The organism is Brenneria alni, assembly GCF_003666245.1.
Taxonomy (GTDB): domain Bacteria; phylum Pseudomonadota; class Gammaproteobacteria; order Enterobacterales; family Enterobacteriaceae; genus Brenneria; species Brenneria alni.
The window spans coordinates 71,527-87,255 of the sequence record NZ_MJLZ01000004.1 but is presented as its reverse complement, the minus strand read 5'-3'; the positions used below and the strand labels follow the sequence as shown (position 1 = coordinate 87,255).

Annotated in this window: 14 protein-coding genes; 10 read left to right on the top strand and 4 right to left on the bottom strand. The window is 49.3% G+C overall.

The genetic code is table 11. The features are described 5' to 3' along the window. Positions 1-13 precede the first annotated feature (13 nt). Positions 14-952, bottom strand: a complete 939-nt coding sequence (gene fruK, locus BIY29_RS03420) for a 1-phosphofructokinase (RefSeq protein WP_121573749.1) — start codon at positions 950-952, stop codon at positions 14-16. Further along, the gene (fruB, locus tag BIY29_RS03415) at positions 949-2,082 is read right to left on the bottom strand and encodes a fused PTS fructose transporter subunit IIA/HPr protein (RefSeq protein WP_121573748.1); all 1,134 of its coding nucleotides are present in this window, start codon (positions 2,080-2,082) and stop codon (positions 949-951) included. The genes fruK and fruB overlap by 4 nt, the downstream gene beginning before the upstream one ends. A 339-nt stretch (positions 2,083-2,421) precedes the next feature. Here fruB and BIY29_RS03410 point away from each other — a divergent pair, with 339 nt between their 5' ends. After that, positions 2,422-3,600: a sugar efflux transporter gene (locus tag BIY29_RS03410; protein WP_121573822.1), complete on the top strand. Its 1,179-nt coding sequence runs from the start codon at positions 2,422-2,424 to the stop codon at positions 3,598-3,600. Here BIY29_RS03410 and BIY29_RS03405 read toward each other — a convergent pair. Continuing rightward, positions 3,587-3,865 carry a YkgJ family cysteine cluster protein gene (locus tag BIY29_RS03405; RefSeq protein WP_121573747.1) on the bottom strand — a complete coding sequence of 93 codons (279 nt, stop codon included), beginning with the start codon at positions 3,863-3,865 and terminating at the stop codon, positions 3,587-3,589. The two genes, BIY29_RS03410 and BIY29_RS03405, sit on opposite strands and share 14 nt — an antisense overlap. A 210-nt stretch (positions 3,866-4,075) precedes the next feature. Here BIY29_RS03405 and yeiP point away from each other — a divergent pair, with 210 nt between their 5' ends. The 8 genes from yeiP (at position 4,076) to yejF (ending at position 13,650) form a co-directional block, all read left to right on the top strand. Next, positions 4,076-4,648 carry an elongation factor P-like protein YeiP gene (gene yeiP, locus BIY29_RS03400; protein ID WP_121573746.1) on the top strand — a complete coding sequence of 191 codons (573 nt, stop codon included), beginning with the start codon at positions 4,076-4,078 and terminating at the stop codon, positions 4,646-4,648. Positions 4,649-4,721: 73 nt separating this feature from the next. After that, positions 4,722-5,708: a CobW family GTP-binding protein gene (locus BIY29_RS03395; RefSeq protein ID WP_121573821.1), complete on the top strand. Its 987-nt coding sequence runs from the start codon at positions 4,722-4,724 to the stop codon at positions 5,706-5,708. A 41-nt stretch (positions 5,709-5,749) separates the two neighbouring features. Further along, entirely contained in the window at positions 5,750-6,466 is a 717-nt protein-coding gene (locus tag BIY29_RS03390; RefSeq protein ID WP_121573745.1) for a phosphatase PAP2 family protein, read from the top strand. Positions 6,467-6,841: 375 nt separating this feature from the next. Then, a complete protein-coding gene (gene mepS, locus BIY29_RS03385) occupies positions 6,842-7,426 on the top strand; it encodes a bifunctional murein DD-endopeptidase/murein LD-carboxypeptidase (RefSeq protein WP_121573744.1) in 585 nt (194 codons plus the stop codon). A 692-nt stretch (positions 7,427-8,118) separates the two neighbouring features. Beyond that, entirely contained in the window at positions 8,119-9,927 is a 1,809-nt protein-coding gene (locus BIY29_RS03375; RefSeq protein ID WP_121573742.1) for an extracellular solute-binding protein, read from the top strand. A gap of 9 nt (positions 9,928-9,936) precedes the next feature. Then, positions 9,937-11,034 carry a microcin C ABC transporter permease YejB gene (locus BIY29_RS03370; protein WP_121573741.1) on the top strand — a complete coding sequence of 366 codons (1,098 nt, stop codon included), beginning with the start codon at positions 9,937-9,939 and terminating at the stop codon, positions 11,032-11,034. Then, on the top strand, positions 11,031-12,056 hold the full coding sequence (locus tag BIY29_RS03365) for an ABC transporter permease (protein WP_121573740.1): 1,026 nt from the start codon (positions 11,031-11,033) through the stop codon (positions 12,054-12,056). The genes BIY29_RS03370 and BIY29_RS03365 overlap by 4 nt, the downstream gene beginning before the upstream one ends. A gap of 1 nt (position 12,057) precedes the next feature. Then, entirely contained in the window at positions 12,058-13,650 is a 1,593-nt protein-coding gene (gene yejF / locus BIY29_RS03360) for a microcin C ABC transporter ATP-binding protein YejF (RefSeq protein ID WP_121573739.1), read from the top strand. An 88-nt stretch (positions 13,651-13,738) separates the two neighbouring features. Here the strand turns inward: yejF and BIY29_RS03355 are convergent, their stop codons facing one another. Next, positions 13,739-14,083: a YejG family protein gene (locus BIY29_RS03355; protein WP_121573738.1), complete on the bottom strand. Its 345-nt coding sequence runs from the start codon at positions 14,081-14,083 to the stop codon at positions 13,739-13,741. A gap of 878 nt (positions 14,084-14,961) precedes the next feature. Between BIY29_RS03355 and BIY29_RS03350 the strand changes: the two genes are divergently transcribed. Further along, the gene (locus tag BIY29_RS03350) at positions 14,962-15,594 is read left to right on the top strand and encodes a hypothetical protein (protein WP_121573737.1); all 633 of its coding nucleotides are present in this window, start codon (positions 14,962-14,964) and stop codon (positions 15,592-15,594) included. Positions 15,595-15,729: the final 135 nt, after the last annotated feature.

Sequence of the window (15,729 nt, the reverse complement as noted above, 5' to 3'; positions counted from 1 at the left end):
TCGTCTCCTGCTGTCAGTTAAAAGGTTTCAGATCGACACGCGCCATCATTGCGGCCAACTGAGGACGATCGGTAATACCAACATTGCTTTGGCTGACCGCCAGCGCAGAAACCGCCGTGGCCAAACGCAAAGTATGTTCACTGGACTCACGCATTAATAAGCCATAAATCAGTCCCCCAACCATGGAGTCACCCGCTCCTACCGTGCTTACCACTTCACAGGCGGGCGGTTTTGCCAACCACGCGCCTGATGCATTCACCCACAGAGCGCCTTCCGCACCGAGTGAGATCACAACATGCGCGATACCCTGCTCACGCAGCGCGTGCGCAGCATCAACCACTTCAGCCAGCGTAGGTAATTTACGCCCTGCCCAGATTTCCAACTCCCGGCGATTAGGTTTAACCAGCCAGGGCGCGGCTTTCAAACCCGCGACCAGTGCCTCGCGGCTGCTGTCAAAAATGATGCAGGGGCAATGGCTGCGCAGCCGGGACATCCAGTCGGTAAAGTCATCTGGATTGACGCCAGTCGGCAGACTACCGCTGACAGCGACCATATCGAACTGCCCCAGCCAACTCAGGGAGTCATTGACAAAGCGCTGCCAGTCCTGCTGTGTGACCTCAAAGCCGGAAAAATTGAGGTCAGTAACATCTCCATCTTTTTCGGTTAGTTTGACATTGATACGCGTACGTCCCGGAACAACCTGAAAACGGTTTGCAATGCCCAATTCGCTGAACAACTGCTGAAAACCATCCTGATTATCTTTACCCAGGAACCCACCCACCGTGACATCAATCCCGAGATCTTTCAGCACTTTGGCAACGTTGATGCCTTTGCCTGCGGCATGTAGACCTGCTGTCTGAACCAGATTCACCTCGCCCCGCTCAATTTCCGAGCAGTAGCCAACCAGGTCATAAGCCGGATTCAGGGTAATGGTGGCAACTCGCCTGCTCATGCCGCCCCCTCACCTAAACCGGAAGTAATTGCTTCGCCAATGGCGGCCAGAGCCTGCTCGGCATCACTGCCACTGGCGGTAAAACGCAGTTTGTGACCTTTCTTCACACCCAGCGCGACCACTTTCATCAGGCTGCGGCCATTAGCCGGTTTACCGCTGCCATCAAGATTCGTTACGGTTATTTCACTGCTGAACTGCTTAATCACGTTAACCAACATGGTGCCCGGACGGGCGTGCAAACCATGTTCGTTGCGGATGGTAAACTCCGCAGTCAGCACTTCGCTTGCTTCAGGCACATCGCTGGTCAGCAAGGCCAACAGTGTGGCGGCATCAGCGGTCAGCAAGCGTTCAGCTTTCTGTGCAACCAGCAGATTAGTCAGGTAATCAATCGGCGCCAATATCTGATCATCCGCAGCGGAAACCGTCAGCAATAACGCGACGGTTTCCCCTTCTACCGTAAACGGTGCGGCTGGACGGGCGATAGCCGCGGCACTGCTGAGGTTACCTTCAGCACTGTCGTTGAACCAGATGCCCTGCCCCAGATTCAGCGGTTTATGGCTAACGGCATGGCTGACGAAACTGGCATCCGCCGCGCCAATCTGTTGCAGGCGACCGGCGTTCAACGCCTGTAGCGTCAGCAGATTATCCGTTGCCACATCAAGCGAAATCAGTGAAGTATCAAAACGAAACTCAGGCATTTGCTGCTCACCCATCAACAGGCTGCGCAGTTCTTCCGCCGATGTGGTGCTCGCTAAACGGGCCGCGACACGCTCGTCACTCAGTACATGGGTTAACTGACGCAATAGCGCCAAATGCTCATCTGAACGGGCGGCAATGCCCAACACCACGTAGGCAGTTTGATCTTCACCCCAGGCGATGCCCTGAGGGAACTGAAACACCTGAACCCCGGTTTTAAGTACCAGATCGCGGGTGTCCGTTGTGCCATGAGGGATAGCAATACCACTCCCTAAATAAGTGGATGTTTGCTGCTCACGCTGTAGCATACCATCGACATACGCGGCGCTAACGCACCCGGCCTGAGTGAGTGCTGAAGCGACAAGCTGTATAGCTTGCTGCTTGCTACTTGCTACTGCGCCTAAATGAATATCTTGTTGTGACAACTGGAACATGGCTCTCCTCTCTATGCTGAAAGTTGAATCGTTTCAGCTTTTATGAGAAAAAAAAGTGTCTATTGTGGACGGTATTTCAGAAAACATCGCTGAAACGTTTCACTGAGTCTGTTGCTATTACGGTGTTTATGCAAGTATTCTGCACAATCGGCGTAGCAAAATTTTGACTCCACGCACATTTTAGCCTGCATAAACGGCTGCTGTACGATAAAAGATTGCATCAGGCTGAAGTGTTGCTGAAAAAAAATAATAAAACAGATTTTCTGCTTTTTTATAAATCGGCGTAGTATGACGCTTCTGCTCTTATCCTCTGCCTGCTTTTTTAAGCGTTATCACTTTATGCACACAACCGCTGGTACAACCCGACGTCAGCCCGATCTGACTTCGTCAGCATTTTTAGTCATCGCCTTTCTGACAGGGATTGCAGGGGCTTTACAACTCCCGACGCTCAGTCTTTTCCTTTCAACTGAAGTACAGGTGCGGCCATTTCTGGTCGGGATGTTTTATACCGGCAGCGCGGTGATCGGCATCATCATCAGCCAATTGCTGGCAAGTCGCTCAGACCGGCAGGGCGACCGCAAGACGCTTATTTTTCAATGCTGTTTATTAGGCGCCCTGGCCTGTATTTTGTTTGCCTGGAATCGTAATTACTTCATTTTGCTGTTCGTCGGAGTACTGCTCAGTAGTTTCGGCGCTACCGCAAACCCACAGCTATTCGCACTGGCACGGGAACACGCGGATCGCACCGGGCGCGAAGCCGCTATGTTCAGTTCCATCTTGCGTGCCCAGATCTCACTTTCCTGGGTGGTTGGCCCGCCAATCGCCTTTGCATTGGCGCTGGGTTTTGGTTTCACTGCGATGTACCTGGCTGCTGGGCTAGTTTTTGTACTCTGCGGCATACTGGTCAGGCTTTTTCTTCCTTCCATGCCGAAAGTCAGGGTGAAAACAGCCGCTACGCTTGAATCCCCCCGCCGCAACCGCAGAGATACACTGCTGTTGTTCGCCGCCTGTACCCTGATGTGGACGTGTAATGGTATTTACATCATCAATATGCCGCTCTATTTGGTGCATGAACTCAATCTGCCTGAAAAGCTGGCAGGGGTCATGATGGGAACCGCCGCCGGGCTGGAGATCCCAACCATGCTGATCGCAGGCTATGTCGCCAGGCGTTTTGGCAAACGTTTCCTGATGCGCTTGGCTATCTCTGCCGGTCTGTTTTTTTATGTGGGATTATTGTTTCTCGATAGCGAGATCGCCTTGCTGGCTTTACAGTTGCTGAACGCCATTTTCATCGGCATTCTCGCCGGGATCGGCATGTTGTATTTTCAGGATCTGATGCCCGGTCAGGCCGGGGCGGCGACGACACTCTTTACCAATACCACCCGCGTAGGCTGGATTATATCTGGCTCCCTGGCAGGTATCGTCGCGGAAATCTGGAGTTATCACGCCGTATTTTTTATCGCGCTGATAATGATAGTGGGTTCAGGGTACTGCATGTGGCGCATTAAAGACGCGTAGAAACAGGAGCATCTGGCACGGTATCCGCCTCCAATTGAATCAGGTAAATAAGCGCATCATTCCTATGGCTGAAACACATATCAACTCGCGCCTGTAGCCCCGCGCATACTGCGGGCCTTAGTGGTGAATGGAATATTCCGCAACGCATATGCGCATCCAGATGGATACACGGGGTATTGGCAGGCTTGCCATTTGGCATACCTGGCAACGGGCTGGATATTGAGGGGACGATACAGCAGGCACCGCAATCAGGGCGACAGTCCATCAGCAGGCTCCGCTGGGCTGACTACAAATGAAGGATTGTCCGTCACCATAACAGCCATCCGGGCAAATACCAACGCTTATCGGCCCTTCGGTTACTCATGCGTGATCTATTTTTTATGATGCACGCCGCATAAATTCCTGCTTGCCTGAATCCTGCGGCGCGAGTAACGTGTCGCCACAAAAATCTCACTCCTTATAACAGGTAATTTTTATGGCAAGAGCGAACGAAATCAAACGCGGTATGGCCGTTAACTATAACGGTAAATTGCTGCTGGTAAAAGACATCGACATCCAGAGTCCGAGCGCCCGTGGCGCCAGTACACTGTACAAAATGCGCTTTGCCGACGTACGCACAGGGTTAAAGGTTGAAGAGCGTTTCAAAGGTGATGATATTCTCGATACCATTTCCCTGACCCGCCGCACGGTCACTTTCTCTTATATTGACGGCGACGAGTATGTCTTTATGGATGACGAGGATTACGCGCCTTATCATTTCAAAAAAGAGCAAATAGAAGAAGAGCTGTTGTTCATTCCTGAAGGCGGTATGCCCGGTATTCAGGTACTATCATGGGACGGCCAAATCATTGCGCTCGAATTGCCGCAAACGGTGGATATGGAGATAGTCGACACCGCCCCCGGCATCAAAGGGGCTTCGGCCAGCGCCCGAAACAAACCCGCGACAATGAGCACAGGTTTGACTATTCAGGTGCCGGAATACCTGAGTGCCGGTGAGAAAATCCGCATTCATATCCCAGAGCGCCGCTACATGGGACGAGCTGATTAAGTTCCGGTTGTCCATCCCGCCGAGTGACGCTCAGGCGGGTTAGTCCTTTCAGATATTCTCCGTGGAGCCTGTTTTGTTAACCAAAGTGAATTTAATTACCGGCTTTCTTGGCAGTGGGAAAACCACGACTATCCGGTACCTCCTTTCTCAGAAACCGGAGGATGAAGTCTGGGCCGTGTTGGTTAATGAATTCGGTGAAATCGGGATTGATGGCGCGTTGCTGGCCGACAGCGGAGCAGTATTGAAAGAAATCCCTGGCGGGTGCATGTGCTGTGTGAACGGATTGCCCATGCAGGTAGGCCTGAATACGTTATTGCAGCAAAAAAGACCACACCGTTTGTTGATTGAACCTACGGGGCTTGGCCATCCAAAGCAAATCCTTTCGTTGCTGACCGGCGAAAGTTACCAGCCCTGGCTGACGTTGCAGGCAACATTATGTCTGCTGGATGCCCGCCAACTGAGCGAAACCCGCTATACGGAGAATGAAAATTTCCGTGATCAATTGGCCACAGCCGACGTTATTGTCGCCAATAAGCAGGAAACCTACCTCGATGCGGATCTATCGATTTTGCAGCAATGGCAACAACGCAATCGCAATGACCGCCAGCTTGTGTTGGTCAGTCAGGGACAGGTGGATTGGCAGTTGCTGGAGCAGCCTCGTCATAATGTCCGTGAACTGCCTGACGGTATCCATCATCACCAGCATAAATCTGCACAAGGCCTGGCCGCTTTACGGCTGCCGGGCGGGGAATCCTGGCGTCGTTCATTGAATCATGGGCAGGGCTACCACGCCTGCGGCTGGATTTTCTCGCCGGAAACCCTATTTGATACCGCCGCGTTGCTGGACTGGGTTCGTCTGTCCCCCGTCAGCCGGGTTAAGGGCGTCATGCGGATAAAAGAAGGCGCGTTGATCGTCAACCGTCAGGGCGACGACCTGCATATCGAAACTAAACCGACCGCGCCGATCGACAGCCGCATTGAGTTGATTAATGAAACACCGGCAGAATGGAATAACTTACAGGCGGCGCTGTTAAAGGCCCGTTTAACTTTGTCCAGGTAAACTATCAAGCTGGTTTCGTCAGATCTTGAGTTATTTACTGTATGTCCCGGCGTAGCATCCTTTCTATTTTTCTGCTCAATGTCTTGGGCATAGGGCTGTTTTTTTCTTGGTATTTACCGCCAAATCACAGCTTTTGGTTCAGGTTAGACAGCCATATTTTCCTCTATTTTAATCAGCTATTAACCCAAAGCCCGATGTTCCTGCAATTGGTGGCCATTACCAACCTCCGGGCGTTTGATGGCTGCGCACTATTTATGATGGGTCTGCTGTATCTGTCATTTTATCTGAAAGCAACACAACCAGCACGCCGACGCTTGCTAATCATCGGCATCGTTATGCTGCTCACCGCATTGGTGCTTAATCAATTGGGACATTTATTACCCGTTCAGCATGTCAGCCCCACACTCTATTTCAGCGATATCAACCGGGTTGCCGATTTGACCGATATTGCAGCGAAAGATGCATCACAAGACAGTTTTCCAGGCGATCACGGGATGATGCTGATGATATTCGCCGCATTTATGTTGCGCTATTTTACCCGAACCGCGTTTGCCGCCAGCGTGGTGATTGTGGTTATTTTTTCATTACCTCGTATTATGATCGGGGCTCATTGGTTTACTGACATCGCCGTGGGATCGCTATCGGTTGTGCTGGTTGGATTAAGCTGGTGGTTGCTTACGCCAGCCAGCGATGCATTAATTAATTTGTTGAATTGCTATTTACCTGGCAAATTTCGTCCGACAAAAACGCCCCCATGATGGCAACAAACTACATTCCTTTGCCGGACAGCAGCAGATGCCATATTCTTTTACGACACATTTCCTCAAGAAAAAACACCGCTATTTCGGATTTTTTTACATCGACTTTTTTTTTGCTGATTACATCATTAAATCTTATAAATAATATAGTTAAAACTGCTCGCAATCTGTTTATCTATACGGTAGTCTCAGTGAAGTTTGCTTTTCCCCTCTCATTGAACTAGTGGTAAAGAGAAATAATGTGCATTCAGGCACACTTTCGCTGTTCTATGTTTGGCGAACCGTAAACTCTGCTTTAGTCTGAATCTCGTTTTCGTTTGGCATTTATTACATAACGGTATTTATCGTTAAGGACTTCAAGGGAACATAAGAATAATGGTCAAATCTCAACCGATTCTGAGATATATCTGGCGGGCGTTGCCTGCTGTTGCGATAGCGATGACGCTTTCCGCATGTAGTAGTAACAGTGGATCTAACAATCAGAATGCTCAAACTGAGATGCGTGCAGTTAATGATAAAGATGGTCTTTTACTGCAAGCCTCTCAGGATGAATTTGAAGCATTGGTTCGTAACGTGGATGTCAAATCCAAATTACTTAACCAATACGCCAGTTGGAAAGGTGTTCGCTACCGTTTAGGTGGTGACAGCAAACGCGGGATAGATTGTTCTGCTTTTGTTCAGCGAACTTTCCGCGAACAATTTGGCATGGATTTACCTCGCTCAACCTCTGAACAGCAAGCAATTGGTCAGAGGATTCAACCCGCCAAACTGCGCCCCGGCGATCTTGTTCTGTTCCGTGCTGGTTCAACCGGTCGCCATGTTGGTATCTATGTTGGCAATAGGCAATTTGTTCATGCATCGACCAGCAGCGGCGTGATGATTTCCAATATGGATGAAGACTATTGGAAAAAGCGTTACCGGGAAGCCCGGCGCGTGCTGAGTAAAGGAACGAATAGCTAACGCCTTTCCATCCCCCTGATGTACTTTAAAATAGATACCAAACGAGACGAAAAACGTTGCTTAGTATTAAGCAACGTTTTTTTATTCGCCCTACGAACCGCCGCTGGCGGCGATTTTTTATATGATTGGCTTTTGCAAACCAGATTTTACACGCCTCTGGATGACACCTTGCCAAATCGTGATTATGGTAGGTTTATTGGTATCGTTCATGGTAAAAAAGGAAGTGTCGGGTTTACCAACAGTAATACCAGTTATTTCAAGAACTTTATGCCGCCCAAAACCTCTATACTCTAAATAATTCGAGTTGCAGGACAAAACGTTGTCGTTTTGAACAACGCAGACCGTTGGCCCTTTATGGGCGAGACTCATTCATGAGCCTCGTAACGCGGCAAGGGAAGGACAAATTCGTAGGGAACGAATTTAACCAGCCAACGGCTGACCTTCGGTGAGAGACAGGATGTCTCTCATTAATCCCGATGAGCTTACTCAAGTAAGTGATTCAGGTGACTGACAAATCTGCCAGGAGCAGATTTGAACGCTGCTCACAGCGGCCCCGAAGGGGCGAGGCCCACGGATGGGCCGAGTAACGCAGCCAACGCACATACAACTTGAAGTATGACGAGTATATAGAAAATCACGCCTGAACATCGGCTATAGATAAACCAGATAGTCCGCAGGAGATTACCGTTAAGATGTTGAAACGAGTCATTGCTGCTGTATTGCTTTACACCATACCTTTGGGGTTGTATGCCGAAACTCCTGGACACAGCACTTCTTTCGCACTTTTGGGTGAACCTAAATACAGCGAGGATTTCCGTCATTTTGACTATGTAAACCCTGATGCCCCGAAAGGCGGCAGCATCACCCTTAGCGCGCTCGGCACATTCGATAACTTTAACCGCTACGCCTTACGCGGGGTGGCGGCGGTGCGTACCGAGCGACTCTACGATTCACTGTTCGTTACCTCTGACGATGAGCCAGGCAGCTATTATCCGTTAGTGGCCCAATCTACCCGCCATGACGCTGATTTTCACTGGGTAGAAGTCAACCTGAACCCCGCCGCACATTTTCATGATGGTACGCCGATTACCGCCGCCGATGTGGCTTTCACCTACAACATGTTTATGACGCAAGGTGTTCCTCAGTTTCGCATCTACTTTAAAGGTGTGACCGCCAAAGCTGTAGCGCCGATTACGGTGCGTTTTGATTTTCCCGTCCCTGATAAAAACCGCATGTTCAGCCTGCTTTCATTGCCCATAATGCCAGAGAAGTTCTGGCAAAATCATAAGTTGAGCGATCCGCTGCCCTACCCGCCACCGGCTAGCGGCCCGTACCGGATTACCGCTTACCGCACCGGACAATACGTCACCTACTCACGCGTTAAGGATTATTGGGGGGCCAATCTTCCGGTGAACAAAGGCCAGTATAATTTTGACCAGATCCGCTATGACTATTATCTGGATGACAGCGTTGCGCTGGAGGCTTTTAAGGCTGGGGCATTTGATATGCGAACAGAAGGTTCGCCAAAACATTGGGCAACGCAATATCAAGGGGGAAACTTCGCTCGGGGTTATATCATCAAGCAGGATCAGGAAAATCAATCCGCGCAGGATACCCGCTGGCTTGCCTTCAATATCCAGCGTCCTGTCTTTAGCGATCGCCGGGTTCGGCAAGCGCTGACGCTGGCATTTGATTTTAACTGGATGAATAAAGCGCTTTACTACAACGCCTACCAGCGCGCCGACAGCTATTTCCAGAATACCGAATATGCCGCACAAGGAGAGCCAGACGCAGCAGAGCTGGCCTGGCTGACACCGCTGAAAGATAAAGTGCCGCCGGAAGTATTTGGCCCACGCTACCAGCCCCCTTCGTCCGATGGCAGCGGTTATGACCGGGAAAACTGGCTAAAGGCACTAAAGCTGCTGGATCAGTCCGGATGGGAATTAAAAAATCAGCGTTTGGTCAATCGCCAAACGGGTAAGCCATTCGAGTTTGAACTGCTGTTGCCCAATTCGGCTAACTCTCAGTACGTGCTGCCTTTTCAGCAAAACCTGAAAAAGCTCGGTATTACGATGAACGTAAGAAACATCGACAGCGCCCAGTTTAACAGCCGCCTGCGCAAGCGCGACTTTGATATGACGGTAACGCTGTACAACGCCTATATTTATCCCAACACAAATTTGCAAATGGAGTGGCACTCTCACTATATCGACTCCACCTACAATACCTCCGGCGTTAACGATCCGGCGGTTGACACCCTGATTGAACAAATTATCAAACATCAGGGGCAGAAAGCGCCATTGCTGTCATTAGGCCGGGCGCTGGACCGCGTGCTGACCTGGAATCAGTTTATGATCCCCATGTGGTATTCCAATCATGATCGTTTTGCCTACTGGAACAAGTTTGCCATGCCAGCGGTTCGTCCGGCCTATTCATTAGGCTTTGATGGCTGGTGGTACGATGTTAAACAGGCTGCCACACTGCCAGCAGAGCGACGTTAAGGAGTCAATGTGGGAACTTACCTATTACGCCGCCTGTTACTGGTGATCCCGACATTATGGGCGATTATCACCATTAACTTTTTTATTGTGCAAATCGCGCCGGGTGGCCCGGTCGACCAGGCGATTGCCGCGATTGAAATGGGCCGCGGCAGCGGTTATACCGCCAGCGGCGGCATTGATGCCGGTGTCGCCCGTTCGGGTGGAAACGGCGCCCCCAATATTGAGAATGCCTATCGCGGTTCTCGCGGTCTGGATCCCGAGGTGATTGAAGAGATCACCAAACGCTATGGTTTTGACAAGCCGATTCACGAACGCTATTTCAAACTGCTGTGGGATTACATCCGTTTCGACTTCGGTGACAGCCTGTTCCGCGGTTCCTCTGTCATGCAGTTGATCAAAGAAAGTATGCCGGTTTCTATCACGCTGGGGCTGTGGAGCACCTTGATTATCTATCTGGTATCTATCCCTCTTGGGATCAAAAAAGCAGTCAAAAACGGCACGCCGTTTGATACCTGGAGCAGCACGCTGATTATTATTGGCTACGCCATTCCCGCTTTCCTGTTTGCGATTTTGCTTATCGTTCTGTTTGCCGGCGGCAGCTATTTAGACTGGTTCCCGTTGCGCGGGCTGGTATCCAGCAATTTTGATACCCTGCCCTGGTACAACAAAATCACCGATTACTTATGGCACATAGCGCTGCCGGTCTTAGCGACCGTGATTGGCGGCTTTGCCACGCTGACCATGTTGACTAAAAACTCGTTTATGGACGAAATCCGTAAGCAGTATGTAGTAACCGCTCGGGCCAAAGGGCTGGATGAAAAAAGCATTCTCTATCATCATGTATTCCGCAACGCAATGCTGTTGGTGATTGCCGGTTTCCCCGCCACCTTTATCAGTATGTTTTTCACCGGATCGCTGTTAATTGAAGTGATGTTCTCGCTGAACGGCCTGGGCCTGTTAGGCTATGACGCCACCCTACAGCGTGACTACCCGGTGATGTTTGGTACGCTATACATTTTTACGCTGATCGGTCTGTTGCTGAATATTATCAGCGATATGACCTATACGCTGGTTGACCCACGTATTGACTTCGAGGGGCGCCAATGAGCCGATTGAACCCGATTAATCAGGCACGCTGGGCGCGTTTTAAAAGCAACCGCCGTGGATACTGGTCACTGTGGATTTTTATGGTGCTGTTTATTATCACGCTGTGCTCAGAACTGATTGCCAATGACAAGCCGTTGTTGGTGAAGTACGACGGACAGCTCTATGCGCCCTTGTTCGTTGACTACAGCGAAACCACCTTTGGCGGCCAGTTTGACACCACCGCAGATTTTCGCGATCCCTACCTTGCACAGCGTATTGAGCGCAACGGCTGGGCGTGGTGGCCCCCTATCCGCTACAGCTATGACACCATTAACTACGCGACGACAGTCTCTTTTCCTTCGGCGCCGTCATGGCAGAATCTGCTGGGAACCGACAGCCAGGGGAAAGATGTTGTTGCTCAGGTGCTGTACGGTTTCCGTATCTCGTTGTTGTTTGGTCTGGCGCTGACGGCCCTTTCCAGCCTGATTGGCATTACCGTTGGGGCAACACAGGGCTATTATGGCGGGCGGCTGGACTTATGGGGCCAGCGCTTTATTGAAGTCTGGTCCGGTATGCCGACCCTGTTTCTGATTATTCTGCTTTCCAGCGTTATTCAGCCTGATTTCTGGTGGCTGCTGGGCATCACGGTATTATTCGGCTGGATGAGCCTGGTGGGCGTGGTGCGGGCAGAGTTTCTGCGTACCCGGAATTTTGATTATATCCGTGCTGCACAGGCAATGGGCGTCAGCGATCGGATGATTATGTATCGCTGCATGTTGCCAAATGCAATGGTCGCCACTTTGACTTATCTGCCATTTATTCTATGTGGCTCCATTACCACGCTGACCTCGCTGGACTTTCTGGGATTTGGTTTACCAATGGGATCGCCCTCATTAGGTACGTTATTACTGGAGGGGAAAAATAACCTTCAGGCTCCCTGGCTGGGAATTACCGTATTTATGGTGCTGTCCATTGTGTTGTCTTTACTCATTTTTATCGGCGAAGCGGTGCGCGACGCCTTTGACCCCAGTAAGGCGCATTGATATGTCCACTTCACCTTTATTACAGATTGAAAACCTCAGCATCGCCTTTCGCAGCGGAAAGCATGAGCAGAACGTCGTCGACCAGATTTCACTGGCGGTGAATGCTGGCGAAACGCTGGCGCTGGTGGGGGAATCGGGTTCGGGTAAGAGCGTTACCGCCCTCTCCATCCTCCGTTTGTTACCTTCTCCCCCGGTGGTCTATCAGCAGGGTGATATCCTGTTTGCCGGTCAGTCATTGCTGTATGCGGATGAACAAACGTTACGCAAGATCCGGGGCAACCGCATTGCCATGATCTTTCAAGAACCGATGGTTTCGCTCAATCCACTGCAAAGCATCGAAAAGCAGTTGATCGAGGTTTTATCACTGCACCGGGGTATGCGCCACGACGTTGCCCGTAGCGAGGTGGTTTCCTGTCTGGATCGCGTGGGTATCCGGCAGGCGAAAAGCCGGTTGAATGATTTTCCGCACCAGCTTTCCGGGGGAGAGCGCCAGCGGGTGATGATCGCGATGGCGCTGCTGACGCAACCCGATCTGCTGATCGCCGATGAGCCCACAACCGCCCTGGATGTTACCGTACAGGCGCAGATACTGGCCTTACTGGATGAGTTGAAGCAGGAACTGGGCATGAGCCTGTTGTTCATCACCCACAATCTGAATATTGTCCGCCGGCTGGCTGATAATGTTGCAGTGATGAAGTCCGGCCAATGCGTTGAACATAACACCTGCAAGGGATTATTTAGCAAACCGCAACATGCTTATACCCGCCAATTGCTGGAAGCCAATCCCTCTGGCGGCCCCTTGCCGCTCACCGGTGATATCCACCCCATCCTGCGCGTTGAACAATTGCAGGTTTCCTTCCCTGTCAAACGTGGACTCCTGCGGCGCACCGTTGATGAAAAGCAGGTGGTCAAAGACATCAGCTTCACCCTGCGCCGGGGGGAAAGTATTGGGTTGGTTGGCGAATCCGGCTCAGGCAAAAGCACCACCGGACTGGCGTTGCTGCGCTTACTGCGTTCACGCGGAGAAATCTGGTTCGATAATCAGCCATTGCATACATTTACCCGCAAGCAGATGCTGCCTTTCCGACGTCGGATCCAAGTGGTATTCCAGGATCCTAACTCCGCGCTGAACCCACGTCTGAATGCCGAGCAGATTATTGCCGAAGGGCTGACCGTACATCAGAAACTAACTGTTCGAGAACGGGAGCGGCGAGTAATTGAGTCCATGCAGGAAGTTGGCTTAGATCCGGCCACCCGCCACCGTTACCCTGCCGAATTTTCAGGAGGACAGCGCCAGCGTATTGCGATTGCCCGAGCGCTGATTCTGCAACCAGAATTACTCATTCTTGATGAGCCGACTTCATCACTGGACAGAACCGTACAAGCCCAAATTCTGGCATTGCTAAAATCGCTGCAACAGAAGCACCAGTTGGCTTATCTGTTTATCAGTCATGATCTACAGGTGGTGCGAGCGTTGTGCCATCAGGTCATTGTGCTGAAACAAGGCGAAGTGGTAGAACAAGGAGATTGTGGGCAAGTATTCACTCAGCCAGCACAAGACTATACGCGGGAACTGTTACAGCTGTCGTCTTAAACGCATTAAAACGCTTCTTAAAAAAAGCGTGTTCACCGGTCTAAAACCTCCGTAGCAGCAGCCACTTCAGATTGACTGAGGTGGCTGCTTAAAACGGATACTGTGCAGACACGGCCTCAGCAATCGCCACGCCTACATTCTTCAAACGACACATTGCGGTGCTTTCATCATTGCGGTGTAAAAACAGACAAGGCTCACCTTCCCATTCAAGAACAACACACTCAACCTGAATTTCGTCCAGTGACTGATTCAGTTGGTGCATGATTTTCCATGCCACATCGCCATCATGACTCAATAACTTGAGGCCAATCAGATTATTATCTTCATCTCTACTACTCAGTGGAATCGGTTCAACTTTTACACCTGCAAAACCCGATAACCAGCGATAACTTTGCGGCAAACGATGTACTACCGAAAGTTGGAAACTATCCACTACTGTTTTTCCTCAGGTTGAATTTCACTACAAATTTACAAAACAATAACATATTTATCATAATAGCCTAACCACCGCATCCTTTACTACCTTTTCGACCTACAAAAGCACTCAGACAGGCGTCAACATCTGTTGATATAGGCTACTGCCAGGCCAATTAATGTCAGGGCGATCACAAATTCTCCTTCTTTTTCGGGCTATATGTAACCCTTCCCGTGTAATATCTCAACTATTTTTCGCTTTTTTATTCACTTTTTAGTCATGTATTTTACATACATAGAACAAATAGAGACTAAAAACACGAAGAGACGTCGGGCAATGTAGCCGCAGCGAATTTTTTCGCATAGATTAGTGAATCATTTTGCATATAGCGCTACTGACGCTATTACACCTTTTTACGCTGTGCAAAATTAACCACTTAGATTAATTTTGCGTGAAGCTGCCTGACTTAATTTTCCGCTCATTTCTAACTAACTGCCATCCGTAGCGGCCTGAAAAAACCTAGACAGCGTGAATGGTCACGGTAGTGTCATCGTGATGATGTTTGAGCCAGCAATTGACGGGGGCTGGGTTCAAATCGTGCTGCTGGCAATAGTGCTGCTTAGTTAATCGCTCTGTTGCCAGGCGTCGAGATGCGGTTGCCGTTCACTGTGAGAATACCGCTTTGCCATGTTTTACCTTAATTCGTTTTATTGAATGAGGGCAGCATGTGGCAGCAAAGTTTTATTAACAATATGAGTTCGCCGGACGCTTACAATATTTTTACGAAAATGATAATAGATAGCGCACTATTAATAAAAAAGAAAGTATTTCGCTTGTTAGTCGATTGCCGTACAATCAATTGCAACAAAATCATATAATTCACGGATGTAATGAATATGACCGAAGCAGACCTGGATGAATTGGCCGACCGTATAGTCAGGATGTTAACTACAACGGACTTCTATGAAGGGATGGGTAATGGGGTAAGTGAACTTGGAAAAAGTTTCGGATATCTTGCATATGGGTTTATAGATACAGACTCACGTTCATCGAGATCAAGAGAAAAAGAAAGAGTCATTAAGGCTATTCATCGAGGTATTGTTTCAAGGGATAAAATTATTGAAGCAGTAACGCGAATTTTAAAAATTTTTAACCGTAATGTATCTGAAGCTAAAAAAGAGGCGATTTACAATAAAACAGCGGGTGGATTAGTTGGAAGTTTTGTTGTTTCTCAGGTTGTAATGAGAACATCAAAAAAAATTGGCAATATGAAAAAAATGGTCACAGGAGTAATTTATTACGCTTTGATGGCTGGTGGAATGATGGATAGAGCAATATATAGATCTCGGTCTATGAGAGAGCAGAACCCAGAAGTATATTCAGAACTAAGAAGGGATGATTTAGACCTTCTTTTCTTCCTTTTTGAAGAACAGGTTGAGCCATTGACTGAAGCGATAAAAATGAAACGGACATATGGTGTGGATATGTTTAACAAGCTAATCGATAAAGTTGAAAGCAGGATACAATAATATGATTGTATTTATAAAGAAAATATTGGCTTTTATCCTGAATCATCTAGCAATGTTATTATTTCCATTTTGTTTTTTTTGGATACTTTATATACTTTTCGTTGGGTATGCTCCGTGGAGTGAAAAAATAATTCA